Genomic DNA, 15,671 nt, shown 5'->3' with positions numbered 1-15,671 from the left:
TTTAGTTTGCGTAGGAAATATGTTGGTTGGTTGTTGCCTGGATGGAATTAGGTGGTTTTGAATGGATGGATTGAAGCTGACTCGCAGGGAAATGGATGTGCTTGATTGGCTCATGCAAGGCTACGCGAACAAGGAAATAGCGCAGCGTCTGAATATCAGTTGTTTCACGGTGCGTGATCATGTTTCATCCTTGTTGTTTAAGCATGGAGTAAAAAGCAGGCTGGCACTCATGGTGATGTGTGGTCGACTGGACAATGGTCGTTAGGGGGTACAACGGTAGGGTTGCGAGTATGAAGGCGGAGGTTTAGTTTGAAGTCGTCAGGTCGAACGGGTGAAGTGAGAAAACGATCGATATATATTCCGCCGCGAGGCTATGTGGCTGGGGTCGGTGAGTTGATCGTTTTGTTTGCTTGTATTTTAGTCATGGCGGGGCTTGGTTCTATGATGTGGGACTCCTTGGTCGAGATTCCGTCAGTTCCGAAAAGATTGGTGTTGAGGAGTGCCTATGTCACTCATGCCCTTGGCGTGTCTAAATCAACGTCACAGATGTATATCAAAGTGGCACGACAGGGTGGGGAATACGATCACTCATTTGATATACCCAATAGAGAGGCCCGCCTATTGGGTATTCATAAATTCAAGAGGTTGTGGGTGGCAATAGATGCGGACAGCGATAATCAATTTGTGTGGGCTGTCTATGATGAACGATTTCAATTGATGATGAGTCGTCGGCAAATAGTTGGCTGGGCGGAGCAGGGTAATGATGTGGCTCTTCTTATGGTTTTTTGCTCGTGCTTAATTGTCGTGTATGGCGTTTTTAATATGGGTGTGTGCGGGGTCTGGAACAGGTATTACTATAAAAAGGACAGCGAATGAAAATAGAGATGATTGATGAGTCAATTTATGTGATTGATGATTTTTTGACGGAAGCGGAAGAGCGTGAAATTAATGTGCTACTTAAAGGTTCTGTCTGGCGATATAACTGGCCAAACTACGAGGCTTTGCCGTTTATCAGGCCCTGTTGGCACGTGTTCATTGCGGGTAAAGGACGTCCTTTAGGCCAGTCAAGCTTGGAGGAACTGAATGAAAATAAATCGTGGCAATTTTTGAGTGGGGTATGGGCACGTTTTTTAGAATTGCATAGCTTTAAAATCACCTTATTGGGTGTGTATGCAAACGGGCAGACATTCGGTCAGGACACGATTATTCATCGGGAGAATAAAGTGCATCCTGGTTTAACCATCATTGTGTTTTGTAATGAATATTGGCCAACCTCCTGGGGAGGGGAACTGGTTTTTTACGATGACTCAAAAGAAAATATTATAAAGGCGGTGCTCCCTAAATCAAGGCGTGTAGTGGTATTCGATGGGCGAATACCACATGCGGCGCGATCACCGTCAGTCAAATGTGATCAGGTTCGAATGACCCTGGCGTTTAAAACAATCATTGAGGCGTAAGAGATGGCAGGGAAGACGGAATTAATAGTAGGTATCATAAATGAGGGTGCGACCGTAGCTTCGGGGGCGGTGGCAATATCAGACCAATTTATAACTAATAATCAAGGGATGGTATTGTTGAGTCAGACGGCCCAGACGGGAGCTGTTATAGCCAGTATTACGTCGATCACAAAGTTGGCAGGTCCGTACGTGCCAATAATAAGCATGCCGGGCAATACAGTGGCGGGGACCATTACTTTTCTAAAAGTAGGCATGGACCTTAAGGAGGGGCGTGAGATAAAATCTGGCGATATTTATAGTCTTGTAGGTAATGTGGCTGGAATTATTGCTACATTCGCTGTTCTGACGGGGGGAGGGACTTTAGTCGTTGGCTTTTTAGCAGGTGCTAGCGTGGCTGCGAGTTTGTTGTCAATTAGAGAGACGGAAACCTTTAAAAAAATCATGGTGGCCGCCAAGGACTTCTTCAGCACTACCCCCGCCGACAATTACCTCGACTATATGTGTGCGCCTGATATGAGGATTGTTGATCGAAATACCATCAGGCAGGCGTATGCCAACATGATGTTGTCCTGTAACTGGATATCGGAGACAGGTGAGTTGCAGTCATCCTCAGTGGTTGTGCCTAATGAGACTGACAGCATGGGTGCTGGTAGCGCTGGCGGTTCAGTGTCCGGTGGTACTTACAATCTGCCTGGCCCGACAATTCCCTCGCCAACGCCAACGCCTCATAATGTCGGCAATGTGGGTCTCAGTATTATCGTTGGAGGTCATACATATGATGCCGGTGATCAATATGGATGCTGCACAGGCACCAGTGACGGTTACATGTAGTTGTTTCACCTGGGCGAGCAATCAGCTCAATTACTGACCTTTCATCGTTAAGTTTTCGTCCCGCGAGTGGGGCAGTCTGGATTGTTGCCGGCCGGCATATCGTTCGTTTTTGCTTTTTCGGGAAGGCATACATTGAGCCTGTACCGAGCGCTCCGATAGCGTGTCCCCAAAATAACCCCGTGCCCTCAACGGCGAACACGCCTAAAATAGTCGCCATTCCTTTCTGATTTTCCCTCCTGCACCCCCGAGGCGCCTTTTTCAATGTCAGTGACTGCTATCACCGCCCCGTCTGTGCCGGATCACCGTGCGCAATTTTTGAGCCTGCTGGAAACCGGTCTGGCCCAGAGCTCCTTTATCAAACTGGTGCTGGCCAAGTACGTTGGCGCTGAAGCCGAATTGCAACGGGTCATCATCAAGCAGGTCACGGTCAAGGATCAGCCTTGCCTGTCATTTGTGTATCGCTACAAAACCCGCGACATCACCAAGAACTTCCCGCTGGACGAAGGTGTGGCGATCATTGCAAGCCTGCTGCCGGAAGCATTCAAGAATGCACATTTGCTGACGCTGACCGACGAAGTGCAGTTGGAGTACAGTAAAAAGGGCAAAAGCTCGCTGTTCAAAGGTAAGAGCCAGCAGGAACGGGAGGTGCCGTCGGCTGAGCACAACCGTGAGAAGAACCGCTTTCTGGACCTGTCACGGCCGTTTCTGGCCGATCTGGGCGTGACCAACAAGCAGCAAGAGCTGATTCCGGCGATGTCGCGCAAGTGGAAGCAGATCAACAAATTTATCGAGGTGTTTTCCCACGCCCTGAGCAACTCACCGCTCAAGCTCGACCAGCCCGTCAAGGTGGCGGATTTTGGTTCCGGCAAGGGCTACCTGACGTTCGCCATTCACGACTATCTGCGTCACAGCCTGCAAGCCGAAGGCGTGGTGACCGGCGTCGAGTTGCGCGAAGACATGGTCACCCTGTGCAACAACGCAGCCCAGCGCCTGGAGCATCCGGGGCTGAGTTTCCAGCATGGCGATGTCCGCAGTTTTGCCCCGACGCCGATCGACGTCATGATCGCGCTGCATGCCTGTGACATCGCGACCGATTATGCGATTCATATGGGGATTCGTTCGGGGGCGGCGATCATCATGTGCTCACCGTGCTGCCACAAGCAGATTCGCCTGCAAATCCAGAGCCCGGCGTTGCTCAAGCCGATGCTGCAATACGGTCTGCACTTGGGGCAGCAGGCAGAAATGGTCACTGACAGCCTGCGCGCGCTGTTTCTTGAAGCCTGCGGTTATGAAACCAAGGTGTTTGAGTTCATTTCACTGGAACACACCAACAAAAACAAAATGATCCTTGCGGTCAAACGCGCTGAACCAGTAGATCCGGCGCAATTACTGGAGAAGATTGAGGCCCTCAAGGCGTTCTATCACATTCAGGAACACTGCCTCGAAACGCTGCTGCGAGCCGATGGTTTGTTGAAGTAAGCATGTAAGACGCCCGTGCTGGGTACGTAGTATTTGGCTATTACCCATGCGGGCGCTCAGCAGTTACCTTGGCTACTCTTATTGGCCCAAGGTCTTACCTGAGGAGCATTTACCATGGCAGCGAAAAAAATTCTGATGCTGGTTGGCGATTACGTCGAAGACTACGAAGTGATGGTGCCGTTTCAGGCGCTGTTGATGGTGGGGCATCAGGTTCACGCGGTATGCCCTGGCAAAACTTCGGGTCAGACGGTGCGCACGGCAATTCATGACTTCGAAGGCGATCAGACCTACAGCGAAAAGCCAGGCCATCTGTTTGCCTTGAACTTCGATTTCGACAAGGTCAAGGCCAGCGATTATGACGCGCTGCTGGTGCCAGGCGGTCGTGCGCCGGAATACCTGCGATTGAACGAAAAGGTGTTGGAGCTGGTGCGTGACTTCGACAAAGCAGGCAAGCCGATTGCTGCCGTGTGCCACGGTGCGCAATTGCTGGCCGCGGCCGGTACGCTCGAAGGTCGTGAATGCAGTGCTTATCCGGCGTGCGCCCCGGAAGTTCGTCTGGCGGGCGGCACGTATATCGATATTGACGTGACCAAGGCCCATGTCCAGGGCAATCTGGCCACGGCACCGGCCTGGCCTGCGCACCCTGCGTGGCTGGCGGCGTTTCTGGGTCTGTTGGGTACGACCATCACGCTGTAAGAGAGGGGAGCGACCATGTGTGAGCTGTATGTCAAAGCCGATCCGATTCTCTACGAGTCGCGCTCGCGTTCATTGCGTATTTGCGGCGTGGTCACCACCTTGCGCCTGGAAAACCAGTTTTGGGACATCCTCAGCGACATTGCTGAAACCGATGGCATGACCACCAATCAGTTGGTGGCCAAGCTTTACGAGGAAGTAATGGATTATCGCGGCGAAGTGGTCAACTTTGCTTCGTTTTTACGGGTGAGTTGCACCCGCTACTTAAGCCAGCGCCGGGTGCAACCGGCGCCGTTGAAGGACGCTGCCACCCTGACCAGCCTGCAAGCCCGACGCTGACTCCAGAGCCACCCCGGGCCGTCTCCTCGACCCCCGGGCACGGGCTGGATACCCCGCTTAAAAGAACCGTGTCACGCTGATCTTGGCGTTACGGCCCTGGCTGTAGGCGTTCAGGCCACTGAGCGGAGGGCGATAGCTTTTGTTGAACAGGTTGTCCACCGTCAGGTTGACCTCAGTACCCTTGAGGTAAGCCTGTCGCGGTTTCCAGTTGGCGAACAGGCCCTGCACGTTGTACCCGTCATTGTCGTAATGGTTATAGAACGTGTCACCGAAGTTGCTGTTGTAGCCTTGCGCGTATTTGTCGCTCGGCAAGCGATCGGTTTTACGGACGAACTCACCTTGCCATCCCAGGCGAGCATCCCAGTCGGGAATTTTCACACCCAGTACGGCAATCCATTTTGGGGGCGGGATGTCCCGTGCCCACACGTCAGGCCCCCAAGGATTGGTATAGGCCCCTTGGTGTTTTCCGGTCATCCATGAATAAGACAACGACCCGAAGGTATACGTCGAGTCGTAGAAGCTCTCGACCTCAAAGCCTTTGATGGTGAGGCTGCCGATATTGCGATACACCGACATCGGCATCATGTCGCCACAGTCTTCAGTCATGCTGGAGGCGTCTTGCTGGGCTGCGCAACCTACGCCGGTAGCTTTGAAAATCTCATTGTCGATCTTGTTGCGAAACAGCGTTGTACGGATCAGCGCGGTGTCGTTTTCGCCGAACAGGCCATTGAAGGTGGTGATGTTCCCGGCGCGCCAGCCGGTGATGCGTTCCGGATCAAGATTAAGGCTGGTCGCGCTGCGGCTGCCCAGACCTTGCACCTCGTATTGTTCGTCAATCACCGGGGCACGCCAGGTTTTGCTGTAGTCGGCAAACAGGGCGGTGTGCGGCGTTATCTTCCAGAATGCCGACAAGCGCGGGGACCAGCCGGTGTAGGTTTTATTGCTGTAGTCGTGGCCCATTTCCGGATGGTTGTAAAGCGATGCATCGTTGGCCTGGCCCCGGTTGCGCACGTGGTCGTAACGCATGGACGGCGTCAGGGTGAAGTTGCCCAGGGTCATGGCATCCTGAACATAGAAACTGTGGGTATCGACCTTGCCCTGGGGCATGAAACCCGGCTGGTAGTGGCCGTAGTTGTATTTCTCAACCTCGTAGGTTTTGCCCGGCATCCACATTTGCACATCACGTTCATGCTTGCGAACTTGCAGGCCGGTGGTCACCACATGATCCAGCGGGCCGGTGGCAAACAGGCTGATGTTGGTGAGCTGCAACATGTTATCGGTGTAGCCGGTTTCCATCTTGCGCCCGCCGCTGGTGGGCTGCACAAAGGCTTTTTCACCACGTTCGTCGGTCTGCTCGGTGTTGGAGTAAGAATACTTCACCTCCAGATCGATCCATGGATTGTCGATGGGCTGGTACTGGTACCGGGTGACCCACGTGGTATCGCGGGTCACGCGGTCAGAGAGATACAGCTGGGTGGCAGCGTCATAGCCGACCTTGTCGATGTTGTGCTGGCTGGGCGGCGCGGGGTAGCTGGTGGCCGAGAAGGGCACCCACAACTGGTTGTTGGAGCGCGAATACGAGAAACCGACACGGTGCTCGTCATTGAGTTGCAGGTTCAGTTTGAACAGCTGTGCGTCGAGGTCCTGAGCGGTGTTGGGCAGGCGTCTGGGGTTGATCGGGTAGCTGTTGTCGGGGTCAGGCATGTTATCGGCCAGCTTCATGTCATCGCCGTCGCGCTTGGTCAAAAACAGCAGGGCATCTGCGCGCCCGTCGTCGGTGCGACCATACACGGCGCCGCTGTACACCTGTTGGTGGTCATTGCTGCTGTAGCCGTACTTGAGCATGCCCCCGGTATTCTTGCCGTCTTCGAGCAGGTCCGGTGCGTCTTTGGTTTCCATGTGTACCACCCCGGCAAAACCACCATTGCCGGTGCGTACATCGTGCGGGCCTTTCTCGACTTCAAGGCTTTTGATCAATTCCGGCTCGATGAAAATCGTGCCCTGCTTGTAGCGTTCAAAGCCGCTTTTGGTTGCGCCGTCCATGGTGATCTGAACGTCTTCGGCCTCGCCCAAGCCCCAGATATTGATGGTCTGGCCGCCCGGTTTCAGCGAGCCGCCGAGGTTTATGCCCGGTAACCTGGACAGCAGGGAAGGAATGTTATTGGCCTGATAGCGGTTGATTTCGGCCTGGTCCATGGTCGACTTTCCGACATTGCTTGAGTCGACCTCGTTACCGTTGCCGACCACGCTGACGGCCCCGAGCTCCAGGCGGGAGCTGGTGGTGGTGCCGTGTTCCGTGGGGCGAACCACATAGGTGCGATCGACCTGAATCAGGCTGAAAGCGGTATCCCGGAGCAGGTGGCTGATCGCCTCCTGCGGCGTATAAGTGCCTGTGAGGGCGGGAGCTTTTACGTTGCGCAACACGTCTTCGTCGAACAACAGCTGGATTTTTCCCTGCTGCGCCACCTCGCTCAACGAACTGGCCAGCGGTTGCGCCGGCAGTTGCAGCTGGATCGATTCGGCGTGGGCGTTAACGCTGATTGCCATGCACGCAGCGAGCAGCGTCGGGCGCATGCAGGCGTGCGAGAAGTGATGTGGTGCGCGAAACATGAAATCCCCCAGTGCGGCAACAAAGGCCAAAAAGACATGCGTTAGCAACGCAGACCGAAGGAAGACGCAGGGCGCTGAAAAAACCACATATGCGAATGAAAAATATTCGCATATGTTTTTTAGCGGGGTTCAATCCGGATTTTTCCGCTGCTCAACAGCACGGTTTTTACCGGAATAAGCGCGGGCAAAGCGTTGACCAGCGCCATCGGATCACTGACGTCCAGATTGCCAGAGACCTTGTAGTGGCTGAGCGGGCCACCAGCCAGTTGAATGATGCCGGGGCGGTACAAGTCCAGTTCGTCTACCAGGCTGGCCAGTTCGCGATTGCGAAACGCCAGGCGGCCGCTGCGCCAATCGGCGACTTCGCCTTTGCCAAGGGTTTGCGACTGCAGTGAAGCGTTGGCATAGCTGTAGGTAGCGCGCTGTCGGGCCGTCAGCAATGTGGACGTTTTGGGGTCGGGCATGAATGCAACCTGGCCGTGGTCGACACTGACAACCAGTTGCCGCTGGCTGCGGCGCACATCAAACCCGGTGCCGACAACGCGGATGCGTGCTGCACCGGCCTGCACCACCAATGGCTGTTCTTTATTGGGTGCCACCTCGATATAGAGTTGGCCCTGATCCAGATAAAGCGTGCGCTGATGGGCGCTGAAGTCGACACGAACCCGGGTATTGGCATTAACGGTCAAGCGGCTGCCGTCGGCCAATACCACGGTGCGTGCGCCTTGCTCCCGGGTGACGATCTGCTGTTGCTGCAGCGTGACGGGCGCGCCGATATTCATGGCAAACACGGCGCAAAGTACGGCGGCTGCAGTGGCGAGTGCCAAGCCTGTGCGCCGACGCTTGCGCACGGGCAGGGCAAGCGGTGCATTGGGCGCTTCAAGCTCGCCGAGTTCTGTCCACAAAGCTTCGAATTCGGCGTACGCCTGTGCATGGGCAGGGTCGGCCAGCCACGTATTGAACAGGTCGCGGCTCGCGTGACTGCGATCATTACGGTTGCGCGAAAACCAGTTGGCCGCTTGTGTGTCGATGCTGTCGTTATCGGTCGCTCGAAAAGGGCTCATTGCTGCGATTCCTTGCCCGTGTCCCGTTGGAGGTGCTGCTTGCAGTGCAACAAGGCAAAGGCAATGTGCTTTTCCACCATGCTTACGGAGATTCCCATTCGTTCAGCGATCTGTGCTTGGCTCAGGCCTTCAAAGCGATGCAGCATAAGGGCTTCGCGTCGGCGAGGGGAGAGTTCGGCGAGCACGGTCTTGAGCTGCGCAAGGCGCTGCAAGCGCTGAACGGCGGCCATCGGATCATCCTTCTCATCGCTTAAGGGCTCGGGTGCATGTTCGGCATTGTGCGGGTGCACGGCCTGTCGTACCTGCTGACGGCGCCAGTGATCACGCAACAGATTGCGCGCCACCTGGAACAAAAAGGCTCGGGGTTGTTCGACCTTGGCCCGGTTCTGATAACCCAGCCATTGCGTGAAGACATCCTGGGTCATGTCTGCGGCATCGCTGGCGTTATCCGTGCGTTTACGCAGGAACTGCAAAATCTGCGCATAGCACTCACGGAAAGATTCGGCCGCCAGCGGGTCGGATTTAAAGCGAGACATGAAGATCCTTGTGGATACAGCAATGCAATTTATTCTTGAATGGTATCGAGAATTATTGCTATTTGTCTGCCTTTAAAAATTATCTTCCGTTATTTCCTACAGATAAATGGCTAAAAGTCTGATGAGCGCTTTACTGGAGAAGACATATGCGTGTTCAACATCCAGGAGAAGACTATGTCGGGTTGGTACGAACTGAGCAAAACCAGCAGCGGGCAATTTCGGTTTGTGTTGAAAGCGGCGAATGCTGAAACCATATTGACCAGTGAGCAGTACACCACCCTCGCAGCCGCAAAAAGCGGGATTGCGTCGGTGCAAGTCAACAGCCCGCTGGATGAGCGTTATGACAAGAAAGTAGCCAAAGACGGTAAACCGTACTTCAACCTCAAGGCGGCCAATCACCAGATCATTGGCAGCAGCGAGCAATATTCCAGTGAGGCGGCACGGGACAAAGGCATTGCCAGCGTCAAAAACAACGGGCCAACCACGGTGATCAAAGAAAAGCTCTGATCGCGCACCCTGCAGGTGCGAGGCAATCTTGCTCCTGCAGGGCATCTCGGTGTTACACCTCTACTGGTACCGAGTGCCTGGTGTAGCCCATTGGGTGCGTTTTCGAGTTGAAGAAGCGCAGTGTCAGCTTCTGCTCGGCAAATAGCCGGCTGTAGTGGTTTTTCTGAAAGCGGATAAACGCCTCGTTGCGCGGGTATATCGAGATGCACAGGGTTTTCAGCGGGGCCTGACGCAGCGCATCAATCAGGTGCTGGTCCTGCTCGCCAAGGCTATGGCCAAAAATACACAGGGCGTCTTTGTGCCCCATCAATTGCTCATGGCAAAAGGACAGGTAATCCGAGTGGCGTATGGATTTACGCTTGTCCTCACTGCTGCCTTCGCTGACAAACAGTGGTACATCATCCAGTGCGCTGATGGAGTGGTTGATCGCAAAATTGCTCAATAGCGTGGGTGCGGTATTGATGATTTTGCGCGCCTTGCCTTCCTGATTCTTCACCAGATGCAAGCCTCCGTGCAGGTACAGCACGCGGGTGGCTTTGCTTTTGGCCAGCGCTGCGCCGGGTTCAAAGGTGGCTCCCGGGGTGTTGAACATATCATTGAAGCCTTTGGGCGCCTGCATCACCGCCCAGGGTGTGAGCAGGTCGTAGTTGCTGCAGTACACCGTGGCGTAACGTGCCAGCTCCTGGTTCCAGCAATCCAGCGTTTCGGCCTGCATCAGGCGCCAGGGAATGTGCACGTCCTGGGTGCAGTTGATCAGCGCTTCCTTGATTGCGTAATAGCGTTTGCGGGGCGAGGCCGAGCTGATGGCCAGCGCCTTGTTGACCTTGCTCGCGGTTTTAAGGGCACTTAATACGTGCTCGAAGTTACGCGTGTTCAGGGCCTCGAATACGCTGAGTTCGGTCTGGCTAAGGGGCTTTTCGGCGACGCTTTTGGCTTTTTCAAACAGTGAGTCGTAATAAAAGTCATGCCAGATGGCCATGCTTGCACCGTTGCCCACCAGTAGCCCGCTGCATGGCGCGCTGGTGCTTAGCGCATTCCAGTCTTCTAGTTCGGCATCAAATTCCTGGAAGGGGGTCATCGCAAATATCGTCTCAAGGCGTGGGCGGTGCAGGACTTTATCACGCTCAAGTGTTGAGCCAGATCAACATTGAAAACGTCCGGTTGGGTGAAACTGAGTTTATTGACTTCTCCACCGTCGCGGGGTGTGACCCGCACACCTGAAAGAGGACTTGCCATGACCAGTACCTTCTTTATCCCCGCCGTGAATATCATGGGCAACGGGTGCCTGGACGAAGCCATGACCGCGATTCGCAATTATGGTTTTCGCAAGGCCTTGATCGTGACGGATACAGGCCTGGCCAAAGCCGGTGTGGCGGCTCGAATCGCGGAGAAACTGACGTTGCAGGGTATCGAGTCGGTGATATTCGATGGCGCCAAACCCAACCCGAGCATCGCCAACGTCGAGGCCGGTCTGGAGGTCTTGAAGCAGCATCAATGTGACTTTGTCGTGTCGCTGGGTGGCGGCTCACCCCATGACTGCGCCAAGGGCATTGCGTTGTGCGCCACCAATGGTGGGCACATCCGGGATTACGAAGGGGTCGATCAGTCCAGCAAGCCGCAGCTGCCTCTGGTTGCGATCAATACCACGGCGGGGACGGCCAGTGAAATGACGCGTTTCTGCATCATTACCGATGAAGAGCGCCATGTAAAAATGGCCATCGTTGACCGCAACGTGACACCGTTACTCTCGGTCAACGATCCGGAGTTGATGGTGGCAATGCCTAAAGGACTGACCGCGGCCACCGGCATGGATGCGCTGACCCACGCCATTGAGGCCTATGTGTCGACGGCGGCCAACCCGATTACCGATACCTGTGCCATCAAAGCGATGGAACTGATTAGCCAGAACTTGCGTAAGGCGGTACAGGACGGCAAAGATCTGACGGCACGGGAGAACATGGCCTACGCACAATTCCTCGCTGGTATGGCATTTAACAACGCGTCGCTGGGCTTTGTGCACGCGATGGCCCACCAGTTGGGCGGCTTCTATGACTTGCCCCACGGGGTGTGCAATGCGGTGCTGTTGCCCCATGTACAAACCTTTAACGCCAGCGTCTGTGCGGTCCGCTTGACTGATGTGGCCCGTGCCCTTGGGGTTGATGTGAGTGGCCTGAGCCCGGAAGATGGCGCAAAGGCAGCCGTCGCGGCGATTTGCGCCCTGGCACGGGACGTCGAGATTCCGGCCGGTTTGCGGGATCTGGGGGCTAAGCTGGATGACATCCCGATTCTGGCGACCAATGCGCTGAAGGACGCTTGCGGTCTGACCAACCCGCGGCGGGCGGATCAGGGCCAGATTGAAGAGATCTTCCGCAACGCGTTCTAACGAAACAGCTGGTGCGGATGCAAAAAAAAACGGCCGGGTTAACCCGGCCGTTTTTATGTCTGGCTCAGAAGTGCTTATTGCACTTCAACGGCCAGGCTGTCGCTGATTTTCTTCTGCCAGATCGCCGGGCCGGTGATGTGCACCGACTCGCCTTTGCTGTCGACAGCCACTGTTACAGGCATGTCTTTTACGTCGAACTCGTAGATCGCTTCCATGCCCAGTTCGGCAAAGGCCACGACGCGCGACTTCTTGATTGCCTGGGCAACCAGATAGGCCGCGCCACCCACGGCCATCAGGTACACGGCTTTGTGTTCCTTGATGGCTTCGATGGCGGTAGGGCCGCGCTCGGATTTACCGATCATGCCCAGCAGGCCGGTCTGATCGAGGATCTGACGGGTGAACTTGTCCATCCGCGTGGCGGTGGTCGGGCCTGCAGGGCCAACCACTTCGTCGCGCACCGGATCAACCGGGCCTACGTAGTAGATGAAGCGGCCTTTCAGGTCGACCGGCAAGGTTTCACCCTTGTTCAGCATTTCAACCATGCGCTTGTGTGCAGCATCGCGGCCGGTCAGCATCTTGCCGTTCAGCAGCACGGTTTCGCCTGGTTTCCAGCTTTGCACGTCTTCCGGCGTCAGGGTGTCGAGGTCGACACGGCGGGCAGACGGGCCTGCTTCCCAGACGATTTGCGGGTAGGCGTCCAGCGGTGGCGCTTCGAGTTCTGCAGGGCCGGAGCCATCCAGAACAAAGTGCGCGTGACGGGTGGCTGCGCAGTTCGGGATCATGCACACCGGCAGCGAGGCTGCGTGGGTCGGGTAGTCCATGATTTTAACGTCAAGTACGGTGGTCAGACCGCCCAGGCCCTGGGCACCGATGCCCAGCTGGTTGACCTTCTCGAACAGCTCCAGACGCATCTCTTCGATACGGTTGGACGGGCCACGCTTGATCAGCTCGTGAATGTCGATGGACTCCATCAACACTTCCTTGGCCATCACTGCCGCTTTTTCAGCCGTGCCGCCAATGCCAATGCCGAGCATGCCCGGTGGGCACCAGCCAGCGCCCATGGTCGGAACGGTCTTGAGCACCCAGTCAACGATCGAGTCGGACGGGTTGAGCATGGCCATTTTCGACTTGTTCTCGGAACCGCCACCCTTGGCGGCTACATCCACTTCAACGGTGTTGCCCGGAACGATTGAGTAGTGGATGACTGCCGGGGTGTTGTCCTTGGTGTTGCGACGAGCGCCGGCCGGGTCGGCCAGGATCGAAGCACGCAGGACGTTTTCCGGCAGGTTGTAAGCGCGACGCACGCCTTCGTTGATCATGTCGTCCAGGCTCATGGTGGCGCCTGTCCAGCGCACATCCATGCCCACGCGTACGAATACGGTGACAATGCCGGTGTCCTGGCAAATCGGGCGGTGGCCAGTGGCACACATGCGCGAGTTGATCAGGATTTGTGCCATCGAGTCACGGGCTGCTGGCGATTCTTCGCGCAGGTAAGCTTCGTGCATGGCCTGGATGAAATCCACGGGATGGTAGTAAGAAATGAATTGCAGGGCGTCAGCAACGCTCTGAATCAGGTCGTCTTGCTTGATCACGGTCATGGGTCGCGCTCCTCTATAAGACGGGAACATTCAAAAAGGTGTTTGCGACCTTGGTCTATCGGTCTGTCGTAAACAACTTTGCTAGGCATACCGGACACGCATGACCGGTACAAAAAAGGCGCGGCAGTATAACCCGGAGCACTCTGTGATACACCCGCTGTGGTGCAAACGAAAGTAGGATGTGATTGTTGGCGCCATTAGACTGTCTGCGACCAAGGCCATTTGTAGCAGCGGTCGGGCGGAACGAGGTCGCGTCCGGTGGCGCAGCCGTCGTAAAGCCCGGTGTACCTCTCCCTTGGAGGTGCCGCTCTAGGGCAAGACACTCTCTACGGATTTGACTGCTATCAGGAGGCATGAAGTGCCCGAGTTACATGTTGCTGATCGCCGCTGGTCAGTTGCCCGAGACAGCAACTTGCTCGACAGCCTGAATCAGGCGGGTGTGACCGTACCCTACAGTTGCCGGGCCGGCAGTTGCCACGCTTGCCTGGTGCGTTGTGTGCGGGGCGAACCTGCAGACCTCAAGCCAGAGGCCTTGGCGCCGGCCCAGCGCGAGCAAGGGTGGCGCCTGGCCTGCCAGTGTCAGGTGACCGAGGACTTGCAACTCGAGACGTTCGATCCGGTGCGCGATGGATTGGCAGCCGAGGTGTCGGAGCTCGAGTGGCTCAGTCCGAATGTGCTGCGCTTGCGGCTGTCGACGCAGCGTCCCTTGCGGTATCGCGCCGGGCAGCATGCAGTGCTGTGGACCGTCAACGGGGTCGCTCGCCCGTATTCGCTGGCCAGTCTGCCCGAAGAAGACCGTTTTCTGGAGTTTCACCTGGACTGCGCCCATCCCGGTGAGTTCGTCAACGCGGCGCGACAGTTCAGTGTCGGTGATCCGGTGCGCCTGGGCGAGTTGCGCGGCGGAGCCTTGCATTACGATCCCGACTGGCAAGAGCACCCGCTCTGGCTGCTGGCGTCGGGTACGGGGTTGGGGCCGTTGTACGGGGTACTGCGCGAAGCCCTGCGCCAGGATCATCAGGGCCTGATCCTGCTGGTTCATGTGGCTCGGGATCACACCGAACATTATCTTGAGCATGAAATTAAGGCCTTGGCCGCAGCGCATCCGAATCTTCAGGTCGAATGGCTGGTGCGTGAGCAATTAGCTGATTTTCTAGTCCGGATGCGTCTTGTTTCCCGGCAAACCCGGGCCTTAGTCTGTGGTCACCCCGACAGTGTCGAGGCGTTTTCCAAACGCTTGTATCTGGCAGGGCTGGCGCGCAGTCAACTGTTGGCGGATACCTTTTTAACCCGCAGTTAAGCGCCGTTTCCCGACGTTTCGAGAGTGAGCATGACTCAAGCCATAGTGGTTGAACGCGACGGCGCGGTGCTGACCTTGCGTCTGAATCGCCCGGACAAGAAAAACGCCCTGACCCGCGAGATGTACGGTCAATTGGCGCAGGCCCTGGAGCAGGCCGATGCCGATGCCTGCGTGCATGCACTGCTGATCTGCGGTACGGCTGAATGCTTCACCAGCGGTAACGATATTGCTGACTTCCTGCAGCAACCGCCAGAGGACATGAGCAGCCCGGTGTTTCGTTTTATGCGCAGCCTGCTGGAATGCCGCAAGCCGGTGGTGGCTGCAGTGGCAGGCGCGGCGGTGGGGATTGGTACCACTTTGCTGCTGCATTGCGATCTGGTTTATGTGAGCCGCGACGCGCGATTGCGCATGCCGTTTGTCAATCTGGGGTTAAGCCCGGAGTTTGGCTCCAGCCTGTTATTGCCGCAGTTGCTCGGGCCGGCGAGGGCGGCGCAACTGTTGCTGTTGGGCGAGGGGTTCAGCGGCGAGCAGGCGGCGGCCTGGGGGTTGGCCAATGCCGCGTTGCCCGAAGGCGTGGCCACACTGGAAGCCGCGAGGGACGCCGCACAGCGGTTGGCGGCATTGGCCCCGGCGGCGGTACAGGACAGCAAGCGGCTATTGAAGGCGCCAGGGCGTGAGCAATTGCGCCAGGTGATCGAGGATGAAGGCTGGCTGTTCATTCAGCGCCTGAGCTCCTCGGAAGCGGTGGCCGCGTTATCGGGGTTTATGAATAAGCCCCGTAGCCCGTAGCCGCTGCCGAAGGCTGCGATGGGCCCGGCCAGCAAAACTGTGAAAAAAAGCCCCGCCTGATCACTCAGGCGGGGCTTTTTGGCTGTGG

17 protein-coding genes are annotated in these 15,671 nt (G+C 56.3%); 11 read left to right on the top strand and 6 right to left on the bottom strand.

All coding sequences use genetic code 11. From position 1 onward, the window contains the following. Position 1 precedes the first annotated feature (1 nt). A complete protein-coding gene (locus DQN55_RS22480; RefSeq protein ID WP_231995706.1) occupies positions 2-181 on the bottom strand; it encodes a hypothetical protein in 180 nt (59 codons plus the stop codon). On the opposite strand from DQN55_RS22480, the gene DQN55_RS16105 reads away from it, so the two are divergent. The 7 genes from DQN55_RS16105 (at position 113) to DQN55_RS16075 (ending at position 4,799) form a co-directional block, all read left to right on the top strand. Further along, positions 113-265, top strand: a complete 153-nt coding sequence (locus DQN55_RS16105) for a LuxR C-terminal-related transcriptional regulator (RefSeq protein ID WP_231995696.1) — start codon at positions 113-115, stop codon at positions 263-265. The genes DQN55_RS22480 and DQN55_RS16105 overlap by 69 nt on opposite strands. Positions 266-309: 44 nt before the next feature. Then, positions 310-876, top strand: a complete 567-nt coding sequence (locus DQN55_RS16100; protein WP_126514215.1) for a hypothetical protein — start codon at positions 310-312, stop codon at positions 874-876. Beyond that, entirely contained in the window at positions 873-1,457 is a 585-nt protein-coding gene (locus DQN55_RS16095; protein ID WP_048379218.1) for a 2OG-Fe(II) oxygenase, read from the top strand. Before DQN55_RS16100 ends, DQN55_RS16095 begins: the two co-directional genes overlap by 4 nt. A gap of 3 nt (positions 1,458-1,460) precedes the next feature. Then, positions 1,461-2,288 (top strand): hypothetical protein, encoded by an 828-nt coding sequence (locus DQN55_RS16090; protein ID WP_053070893.1) that lies wholly within the window; start codon positions 1,461-1,463, stop codon positions 2,286-2,288. 261 nt (positions 2,289-2,549) lie between these two features. After that, positions 2,550-3,767: a class I SAM-dependent methyltransferase gene (locus DQN55_RS16085; RefSeq protein ID WP_048379219.1), complete on the top strand. Its 1,218-nt coding sequence runs from the start codon at positions 2,550-2,552 to the stop codon at positions 3,765-3,767. 114 nt (positions 3,768-3,881) lie between these two features. Beyond that, positions 3,882-4,463, top strand: a complete 582-nt coding sequence (locus DQN55_RS16080) for a DJ-1/PfpI family protein (RefSeq protein ID WP_048379221.1) — start codon at positions 3,882-3,884, stop codon at positions 4,461-4,463. 15 nt (positions 4,464-4,478) lie between these two features. After that, positions 4,479-4,799, top strand: a complete 321-nt coding sequence (locus tag DQN55_RS16075) for a ribbon-helix-helix domain-containing protein (protein ID WP_048379223.1) — start codon at positions 4,479-4,481, stop codon at positions 4,797-4,799. 57 nt (positions 4,800-4,856) lie between these two features. On the opposite strand, the gene DQN55_RS16070 is transcribed toward DQN55_RS16075, so the two are convergent. From DQN55_RS16070 to DQN55_RS16060, 3 genes are all read right to left on the bottom strand, one after another. Beyond that, positions 4,857-7,409: a TonB-dependent receptor gene (locus tag DQN55_RS16070; RefSeq protein WP_048379225.1), complete on the bottom strand. Its 2,553-nt coding sequence runs from the start codon at positions 7,407-7,409 to the stop codon at positions 4,857-4,859. Between the two features lie 119 nt (positions 7,410-7,528). After that, positions 7,529-8,473 (bottom strand): FecR family protein, encoded by a 945-nt coding sequence (locus DQN55_RS16065; protein ID WP_048379228.1) that lies wholly within the window; start codon positions 8,471-8,473, stop codon positions 7,529-7,531. Beyond that, positions 8,470-9,009, bottom strand: coding sequence for an RNA polymerase sigma factor (locus DQN55_RS16060; RefSeq protein ID WP_048379230.1), 540 nt, complete (start codon positions 9,007-9,009; stop codon positions 8,470-8,472). The genes DQN55_RS16065 and DQN55_RS16060 overlap by 4 nt, the downstream gene beginning before the upstream one ends. A gap of 174 nt (positions 9,010-9,183) precedes the next feature. On the opposite strand from DQN55_RS16060, the gene DQN55_RS16055 reads away from it, so the two are divergent. After that, positions 9,184-9,516 (top strand): YegP family protein, encoded by a 333-nt coding sequence (locus DQN55_RS16055; protein ID WP_048379232.1) that lies wholly within the window; start codon positions 9,184-9,186, stop codon positions 9,514-9,516. A gap of 52 nt (positions 9,517-9,568) precedes the next feature. On the opposite strand, the gene DQN55_RS16050 is transcribed toward DQN55_RS16055, so the two are convergent. Next, positions 9,569-10,594 (bottom strand): DUF4917 family protein, encoded by a 1,026-nt coding sequence (locus DQN55_RS16050; protein ID WP_048379234.1) that lies wholly within the window; start codon positions 10,592-10,594, stop codon positions 9,569-9,571. A gap of 156 nt (positions 10,595-10,750) precedes the next feature. Between DQN55_RS16050 and yiaY the strand changes: the two genes are divergently transcribed. Further along, positions 10,751-11,899 carry an L-threonine dehydrogenase gene (gene yiaY, locus DQN55_RS16045; RefSeq protein WP_048379236.1) on the top strand — a complete coding sequence of 383 codons (1,149 nt, stop codon included), beginning with the start codon at positions 10,751-10,753 and terminating at the stop codon, positions 11,897-11,899. Between the two features lie 74 nt (positions 11,900-11,973). On the opposite strand, the gene DQN55_RS16040 is transcribed toward yiaY, so the two are convergent. Then, positions 11,974-13,497 carry a fumarate hydratase gene (locus DQN55_RS16040; RefSeq protein WP_048379238.1) on the bottom strand — a complete coding sequence of 508 codons (1,524 nt, stop codon included), beginning with the start codon at positions 13,495-13,497 and terminating at the stop codon, positions 11,974-11,976. Between the two features lie 358 nt (positions 13,498-13,855). Between DQN55_RS16040 and DQN55_RS16035 the strand changes: the two genes are divergently transcribed. Further along, positions 13,856-14,794 carry an iron-sulfur-binding ferredoxin reductase gene (locus tag DQN55_RS16035; RefSeq protein WP_048379240.1) on the top strand — a complete coding sequence of 313 codons (939 nt, stop codon included), beginning with the start codon at positions 13,856-13,858 and terminating at the stop codon, positions 14,792-14,794. A 30-nt stretch (positions 14,795-14,824) separates the two neighbouring features. After that, on the top strand, positions 14,825-15,583 hold the full coding sequence (locus DQN55_RS16030; protein ID WP_048379242.1) for an enoyl-CoA hydratase-related protein: 759 nt from the start codon (positions 14,825-14,827) through the stop codon (positions 15,581-15,583). The last annotated feature ends 88 nt before the right edge of the window (positions 15,584-15,671 follow it).

It is taken from the genome of Pseudomonas taetrolens (genome assembly GCF_900475285.1).
GTDB classification, from domain to species: Bacteria; Pseudomonadota; Gammaproteobacteria; order Pseudomonadales; family Pseudomonadaceae; genus Aquipseudomonas; species Aquipseudomonas taetrolens.
Note: the sequence above shows the minus strand (reverse complement) of the source record. Positions and strands in the feature narration are given on the sequence as shown.